This is a genomic window from Citrobacter sp. XY323 (assembly GCF_025106035.1).
Classification (GTDB): Bacteria; Pseudomonadota; Gammaproteobacteria; order Enterobacterales; family Enterobacteriaceae; genus Citrobacter; species Citrobacter braakii.
In genome coordinates this window covers 1-3,775 of record NZ_JANYUK010000031.1, presented here as the reverse complement: position 1 = coordinate 3,775, position 3,775 = coordinate 1, and the positions used below count along the sequence as shown (strand labels likewise).

The 3,775-nt window shown below is 46.0% G+C and carries 1 protein-coding gene and 2 pseudogenes; 2 read left to right on the top strand and 1 reads right to left on the bottom strand.

Annotated elements, in window-relative coordinates:
* Positions 1 to 367: pseudogene (locus N0B36_RS24280) on the top strand (hypothetical protein); the annotation flags it as partial.
* Between the two features lie 123 nt (positions 368 to 490).
* A complete protein-coding gene (locus tag N0B36_RS24275) occupies positions 491 to 931 on the top strand; it encodes a hypothetical protein (protein ID WP_259689503.1) in 441 nt (146 codons plus the stop codon).
* 2,522 nt (positions 932 to 3,453) lie between these two features.
* On the opposite strand, the pseudogene N0B36_RS24270 reads toward N0B36_RS24275, so the two are convergent.
* Positions 3,454 to 3,775: pseudogene (locus N0B36_RS24270) on the bottom strand (hypothetical protein); the annotation flags it as partial.

Here is a 3,775-nt window from a genome sequence, read left to right as displayed (position 1 = left end):
CTGTCAATCCGGTGCGTGGGCATCCAGCACAAACTACAACGGAAGTTACTCTTCACTCGGAGCATTTATTTCAACTTACACATCGGTTAACGGCACTGGACGTCCAATGACAGTTTATGCTTCTGGTGGCGTTTCTACTGTAGATAGAAAAATTAAAGACGGCGACAATTGCCGTAATACTTGGGATCTTACAGGAATAGTTGATGGTCGTATCATTACATCCGCTGGTACAGCTAACTCAGACTGGAGCAAATCTGGCTCTATAAATTTTATAATTCCGGCTGGCGCGACGTTCAGTATAACGTCAAGCCCATTACCCTCATATGGATGCTCCCCCGGTAGCTTTAGTCTCGTTACTTACTACTGATCGGCGGTTAATTTACCGCCCCGTTCAGCACCTTACATCCCTGTCAATCCGGTGTGTGGAAACGGCCTACAACCATCCCTGATACTAATCTTGCTAGTTGCGTTTGTTTGGGGAACCAAGGCAATGCAGAAGGTACTGTTGGTTGCAGTTGCGATCCTGTTTGCCCTTGGGGTTTTAACCTCATATCAAAAGCATATTCTGGACTACAGAGTATCAGCCATTACGGAAATAGAGTTTGGACAGGCATCTGCTATAGAACACCGTGAATATCTTCTACGTTCCTGTCAATCCGGTACGTGGAAAAACAACGGAATAGGCAGTCGTAATGTGGTAAATGGCAATCAGGCATGCGGTAGTGGCCAATATTCGAAAGCATACTGTCCGTCAGGATCGCAAATGATTAGTGGCGGGTACTCTCTCACTCGCTGGAGCGGTGGAAGCGGCTGGAACTCTCCAGATGATAGCAGACCATCACTAAATGAAAATGCGTGGCTCATCTATACTGGTGGTGGTGTAACTGGAGGCACATGTATGACAGCTATTGCGTTGTGTACTTCAAACTAAAATTTATCTGTCAATCCGGTGTGTGGTCTGGAGCCGGTAATAGTCAGATCGTAAGTGCTACTGCTACCGCATGGCGTTTCCCATCTACAACCGCTTGGTGTCCAGCGGGAAAAAAAGTAGTTGGGGGTGGAGCCACCTGTAGTACGCCCGGAGGGTCGATATGGCTTGTGCATTCATTACCTATAGGAGACAACGGCTGGAGTGGTACTTGTGATACTACGCAAAAGCAAAATGCCTCAATTGTTGTTTATGCAACATGCCTTTGACCGTGGTCTAGACAGAGGCTTTTTATTAGGTTTGAGCTAACTGTCAATCCGGTGTGTGGGCTGGAGCAGGTAATAAGGCTATTGAACGTTTAACTTGGTCTATTAGCTCTGGTAACAACTACGGCGACGCATGCCAGGCTTCCCTCAATTCTAAAGGCTTAACGGCGCAAGGCTGGGTTGCCACTGGTTCTGATGCATGTACAGAAGATAACCAAATATGCACTGTCGATAATGTAAGATGTTTTGCGGTAAGGCTGAATTAACTAGCCTGTCAATCCGGTACGTGGAAATCAAGCCAAGTTAAGTTCACCACACAGGTCTATAACATCGGGCAAAATGTTGTGGATCAATATATCGGTATACATGCGTACTGCTCATGGACATATCTGTTCAGCGCCCCTTTGGGTGGAACTCAAAAGGTATATAGTGACGGGAACAACGGCTGGAGAGTCACCAATACTCCTTATAACGGCTTCCAAACTGGCTCTACAGTTTCGGTGACTTGTCTTAATCTTCCCGGCGCTGGGATTTAACTGTCAATCCGGTGTGTGGAAAAGCTCTAGCCTAGGATCATTTCAGCGCACTTATGGAAACAGCGCTTGTGGTGAGCATGGAGTCTCTAAAGCCGTATGTCCTAGTGGTCAGCGTGTTATTTCAGGCGGCTGGACTTTATCTGGTTGGTCAGGAAACGACGGTAGAAACGCCCCCGATTCAAGCCAGCCTATAAGTGAAAATACATGGCAGATAGTTACCGGAGGAGGAAATAGTGGCGGACAGTGCTTACGTGCCGTTGCTTACTGCGCTGATAACTAACTGTCAATCCGGTGCGTGGACTAAAACGCTCAAACTAACCAAAAGTACAATGTCGGCTAGCGCATTTGGTTATACGTCCGGGTGGACAACACAACAACATGATTTTTGCGCATTGTCATACTTCTACTTAGAAGATAATAGAAATCAACATTGCGAACTAAAAGAAGATCCGATCAACTCAGGAACTTGGCGGCTTCGTGCTGATGATGCGAGTTGCCGCGCTGTTTGCGTAGATTTTTAATCGTGGAATGTTTCTGTCAATCCGGTGTGTGGCGAGCAGGGGCTGGAAAACCTAAGTTGACCCCGTACACCTACACGAACTACTCATCATCCTATAACTACATGAATATTGGATATCATGATTTCTGTACATCGCAGTATGGCAACGAGAATGACCGTGATGATTCATGGCGAGGAGTACAGTCTGTTAGTGATGGTTCTTGGCAGATCGTTGTCAAAGACGGCTCAGAAACAGCTATGTGCCTCGATTGGTAACAGTATTATCTAACAGACGACACAATAATTTGTGTCGTCTAAACTCACTGGAGGCTTGCGCACGTCGCTATAGCGCGGAAGCAAGTTGTACTGTTGTTGTTTGGAGCGACTATCACAAAGCGATTGTTGTCTGGATCAGTGTACATTGCATCAGGTGAGTTATGGTTTGAATTTTTACCCCATGCCGTAAGAGCATATGAACCAGAAACAACAAATGTACCCGTAGGGCAAGAAGCTATCATCGTGCCCTTGTTAGTACATGATGATGCTCCATTCACTGTTTGAACGCGCATTTTCCCTGCTCCAGACCACACACCGGATTGACAGTTAAATCCCAGCACCTGGTAGATTTAAGCAAGTGACAGTGATTGTTCCTCCTGATTCGTAATCTCCCCATCTTGTATTGGTAACAAACCAGCGATTTGAACTATCTGCATATACCTTTTGAAAGCCGCCAAAAGGTGAACCGTTCAAGTGCGTCCATGAGCAATAAGCATGGGTTCCAATATCCTTATCAGTGATGTTCTTCCCCACATTAAAAGCCTGTATAGAGAATTTGTTTTGGAATGATTGCCACACACCGGATTGACAGGATTATTGATACCCATACACACTGAAAACACCGGAACCGCATGATACGTTTTCCGTTGGGTATGAAGTGATACGAAATGAAGATCCCGGAGGAACTGCAAAGCTAATAAAAGCTGATTTACCAAATGATGGACTATTGTCGGCATTCACGCTTATCAACGCACTATCTACATAACCTTCAAGCCTGGATACATTGCGGCAAGAACCACTCCCGGCGCTGTTCCCGCCTTGAGCAAAAACCCAAAGCGTAGACGTGCCGGGGTTTGAAGCGGAATAAACTCCCCAAAAACCACCAAGATAAGTATATTTTCCTGAATTTGAATCACCGCTACGCCACACACCGGATTGACAGGTGTGTTATTCGCACATTGCTACAGACTGGAAGCAGTTATTATCGCCATTTGAATTAGTCACCCATTGGGTTGTATTTCTTGGGTACGAGCTATCAGGCGCGTTGTTACCGCTGCCATACCAAGTTAGCCTCCAGCCGCCTGAAGCAATAGTTTTACCTGAAGGACAAGTCGCTACAGACATTGCAGTAGACGAGCATGTAGTGTTTCCGGTGACGATGTTTTTATCCAAAAGTTTAGTGCCTACCCACGCACCGGATTGACAGTTAGCTGAAAGGACAGCAATACGCATCAACGTGTTCTTCATCAACACCATCACCAATGCCATA

Bases quoted from the DNA above. Each gene is read 5' to 3' on its own strand.
- N0B36_RS24275 (WP_259689503.1), top strand. From the start codon at position 491: ATGCAGAAGGTACTGTTGGTTGCAGTTGCGATCCTGTTTGCCCTTGGG.